Source organism: Streptococcus intestinihominis, from assembly GCF_046824975.1.
Lineage (GTDB): Bacteria > Bacillota > Bacilli > Lactobacillales > Streptococcaceae > Streptococcus.
This window is the reverse complement of sequence record NZ_JBKQBL010000001.1, coordinates 433,947-437,599: the sequence shown is the minus strand read 5'-3', so window position 1 is coordinate 437,599 and position 3,653 is coordinate 433,947. Positions and strand designations below refer to the sequence as shown.

Genomic DNA, 3,653 nt, shown 5'->3' with positions numbered 1-3,653 from the left:
TGAAAGCGAATGTAACAGTCACAGTTAAACACGATGGAACAGCTAAAATTCTTATCGCGAAAGTTGGCGACATTGCGGATAAAGAATTTAACAACCGTGTCACTCCTCCAGAAACTCCAGAATTCAACCCAGAGAAATATATCCTGAATGAATCTAAATTCGATATTACAGGTAATAAACTTGTTGACGATGATAAAGAGTTGGCAGACAAGGTAGCGGATACTAATAAAGATCCATATGCCGATAAGGATGATAACAACGAAGCTCAAAATATCAATACGAAGACACTTAAGAAGGGTGATAAAGTATACTACCAAGTATGGTTGGATACAACTAAGTTCACTGAAGCTCACAATATTCAATCTGTAGGTGTAACAGATAAATATGACAGCGAAAACTTAGACGTCAACGTAGCAGAAATTAAAGCATACGACTCTGTAACAGGAGAAGATGTGACAGCTAAATTTGATATCAAGGTTGAAAATGGTGTGATCACTGCAACTTCTAAGACAGACTTGACTAAGTCACTTGGAGACGCAGAAAACACTCCAGTAATCGACACTGCTAAATTTGCATTCGGACGTTACTACAAGTTTGAAATCCCTGCAACTATCAAAGCAACAGCTAAAGATGGTGTAGATATCGAAAACACTGCTTCACAAACTGTTCACCAATACGATCCAACTAAGAAATCTGTTGAAAAACCAGAAAAACCAACAGAAAAACGTGTCGTTAACATCCCAACTAAAGTTGAATTTAACTTCACTAAGAAACTTGAAGGACGTGAGCTAAAAGAAGGTGAATTTAGCTTCGTACTTAAAGATAAAGATGGAAAAGTTATTGAAACAGTTAAGAACGATGCAACAGGAAACATCAAGTTCTCTGCATTAGAGTTCAAACGTGGAGAAGAAGGAACTTACACTTACACTGTGGAAGAGGTTAAAGGTACTGAAACAGGAGTTGAATACGATAAGATGGTAGCTACAGTAACAGTAACAGTTACTAAAGAAGGCAAAGTCTTAACAGCAACTTCTCAATTACCGGTAGATACTGAGTTCAACAACAAGGTAATTCCACCGAAACCACCAGTAACACCACCAACACCACCGGTGACACCACCAACACCACCGGTGACACCACCAACACCACCGGTAACACCGCCAACACCACCGGTGACACCACCAACACCACCGGTAACACCGCCAGCACCAGAACTTCCTTCTACTGGTGAAGAACAATCAGCTTCTGCTGCATTGTTAGGCGCTGCTCTTGGTTTGGTCGGACTGGCTGGCCTTGCAAGACGCAAGAAAAACGAAGACTAAACAAGTGGTAGACACTAACGATTCACACTAGGATCGGAAATGGTTTAGTTTTACACAAGAAGGCCTCGCTCTAAGGAGTGGGGCCTTTTTGTTATTTCTTGAAAGCATTGAAATCACGTCTCGCAATATGATACAATAGAGGATATTTACAATAGTTAGGACAAAGGTATGCTTATTTCGATTATTTCACAAGGTTTGATCTGGGCTATTTTGGGGCTAGGGATCTTTATGACCTTCCGTATCTTGGATTTCCCAGATATGACCACAGAGGGCTCCTTTCCATTAGGAGGAGCCGTTGCGGTAACGCTGATTACCAAAGGGGTTCATCCTTTACTGGCTACCATAGCGGCTGTAGGCGCGGGGTGTTTGGCTGGATTAGCAACAGGTCTTCTTTATACCAAAGGGAAGATTCCGACGTTGTTATCGGGGATTTTGGTGATGACTTCCTGTAACTCAGTCATTCTCTTTGTGATGCAACGGGCCAACCTAGGCTTGCTTGGCTACTCAAAAATCCAAGATATGATTCCCATCGCGAGTGGCGTAAACGAGATTATCATCGGAATCATCTTTGTGACCCTGGTGATTGCTGCTATGCTCTTCTTTTTAGATACTAAATTGGGGCAGGCCTATATTGCGACAGGGGACAATCCTGAGATGGCTAAAAGCTTTGGGATCCATACCAGCCGGATGGAGTTGATGGGGCTAGTAGTTTCTAATGGGATTATTGCCTTGTCAGGTGCCTTGATGGCCCAGCAAGAAGGCTATGCAGATGCTTCTCGAGGGATCGGGGTCATCGTCGTTGGTTTGGCTAGCTTGATTATTGGAGAGGTTCTTTTTTCAAAACTAACCTTAGCAGAACGTTTGCTCAGTATCGTTATTGGATCGATCATTTATCAATTCTTGATTTGGGCTGTGATTGCCATCGGTGTCAATACTAGCTACATCCGTATCTTTAGTGCTATCATCTTGGCGATCTGTCTCATGATTCCAACCTTTAAAGAGAAACTGCTGAAAGGAGTCAAACTCAGCAAATGACCGCAATTGTAGAATTAAAAAATGCCACCATCGTGGTGAACAATGGCTTGAATGAAGAAAAAGTCATATTGGACAATGTCTCTTTGGAGATTCATGAGCATGACTTTATCACCATTCTTGGGGGCAATGGTGCTGGGAAGTCAACCCTTTTCAATACCTTGGCTGGGACCCTGCCGCTGACCAATGGTCAAGTCTTGATCAAGGGGGAGGACGTGACTCACTATGGTCCGGAAAAACGGGCCAAATACCTATCCCGGGTCTTCCAGGATCCAAAGATGGGGACAGCCCCTCGTATGACAGTGGCTGAGAATCTCCTGATTGCAAAATTCCGAGGAGAAAAGCGGGGCTTGGTTCCTCGTCGTCTTGCCCAGTACAAAGACGAGTTTAAAGAGGTTTTAAGCCAGATTGGCAATGGTTTAGAGAAGCATGTCGATACGGCGGTAGAATTCTTATCTGGTGGGCAACGTCAAGCTCTGAGCTTGTTGATGGCTACCTTGAAGCGCCCTGAACTCTTGCTCTTGGATGAGCATACAGCTGCTCTCGATCCCAAGACGAGTCAGGCCTTGATGGAGCTGACGGATCGATTTGTCAAATCGGATCGACTGACTGCCTTGATGATTACCCACCATATGGAAGATGCGCTCAAGTACGGGAATCGCTTGATTGTCATGAAGGATGGAAAGATTATCCAGGACTTGAACCAAGAGGAAAAGGCTAAGATGGACCTGTCTGATTACTACCGTTTCTTTGAATAAATTTAGAAACTAGTTTCAGCGTGTAATCGCTTGCAATACCAATATTAAAGGAGTATACTATAGGTGAAGATAAGGGAGAAGGGGTTGATACCAATGCCTTATAGATTCATACATTAGGTTACTTCGTTATAGGTTTGCCTCGCTGACACTTGATTGTGCTTTTTATAAAAAAGCCAGAACGTCGGAAATGTTAAATCGGTTGAGCCGTCAAGTAAGTCTGCTTAACTTACTAAATGACATTGAAATACGTGGAAATAGTAGTGGAAGCTTTAGATGGTTTTCGAACTTCGGTATGCTCAACTGAGTGCTTTGTAACAAAACTGAAAGAGAAATTGCAAAGAAAACCTCTGGTATGTGAAAACGTACCATAAAAAGAAATGAAAATCATAACTGTTGTTTTCGTTAGCCTGAATGGTTAATCGCCTCTTGTCAGTGAAGCAGACCAGACCTCTAGTCCCGTAAGACTGGAGGTCTTTTTGTTTGTCGTCGTAGAAAGTCGAGGTGAGGTCAGTGGGATTGCCATATGCACATGAATATAGCT

The 3,653-nt window shown here is 42.8% G+C and carries 3 protein-coding genes; all 3 read left to right on the top strand.

Annotated features, from left to right (window positions below):
• Nucleotides 1-1,322 (top strand): SspB-related isopeptide-forming adhesin (locus ACLOR3_RS02285; protein ID WP_412036953.1); only part of this gene is annotated, 1,322 nt, incomplete at its 5' end.
• Nucleotides 1,323-1,490: 168 nt separating this feature from the next.
• Nucleotides 1,491-2,357, top strand: a complete 867-nt coding sequence (locus ACLOR3_RS02280; protein WP_048715658.1) for an ABC transporter permease — start codon at nucleotides 1,491-1,493, stop codon at nucleotides 2,355-2,357.
• Complete coding sequence (locus ACLOR3_RS02275) at nucleotides 2,354-3,112, top strand: ABC transporter ATP-binding protein (RefSeq protein ID WP_411400123.1); 759 nt, start codon at nucleotides 2,354-2,356, stop codon at nucleotides 3,110-3,112. The genes ACLOR3_RS02280 and ACLOR3_RS02275 overlap by 4 nt, the downstream gene beginning before the upstream one ends.
• The last annotated feature ends 541 nt before the right edge of the window (nucleotides 3,113-3,653 follow it).

Coding starts and splice junctions, on each gene's coding strand:
- ACLOR3_RS02280 (WP_048715658.1), top strand. CDS start 1,491: ATGCTTATTTCGATTATTTCACAAGGTTTGATCTGGGCTATTTTGGGG.
- ACLOR3_RS02275 (WP_411400123.1), top strand. CDS start 2,354: ATGACCGCAATTGTAGAATTAAAAAATGCCACCATCGTGGTGAACAAT.